Below are 271 nucleotides of genomic sequence, written 5' to 3'. Positions count from 1 at the left end.
ACCGCAGGCCCGGGCCTGGCGGGTAACGGCAACAGCTTCTTCCCGACCAAGAACAACGGTACCGAACCGGCCGATTCCTTCAGCCGTGCCGCCGGCAATGTGAAGTTCCGCATTTCCCAGACCGAGCTGCATGTGGGTGGCGGCCTGGCGCCGGTGTTGCCGATCCTGGTCTCGAACGACAGCCGCGTGGCGCCGCAGACCTTTGATGGCGGCATCCTCACTTCCAACGACATCCCGAATGTGAGTATCACCGCCGGTGAGTTGAACAAGG

General features: G+C 63.1%; 1 protein-coding gene. It reads left to right on the top strand.

Translation table 11 applies throughout. The features are described 5' to 3' along the window. On the top strand, positions 1-271 hold a 271-nt coding region (locus SB765_RS29840), incomplete at both ends, for an OprD family outer membrane porin (protein WP_410932521.1).

The organism is Pseudomonas sp. SIMBA_067, from assembly GCF_046534675.1.
GTDB lineage: Bacteria > Pseudomonadota > Gammaproteobacteria > Pseudomonadales > Pseudomonadaceae > Aquipseudomonas > Aquipseudomonas putida.
The sequence above is the reverse complement of the archived record's forward strand: the minus strand, read 5'-3'. Positions and strand labels throughout refer to the sequence as shown.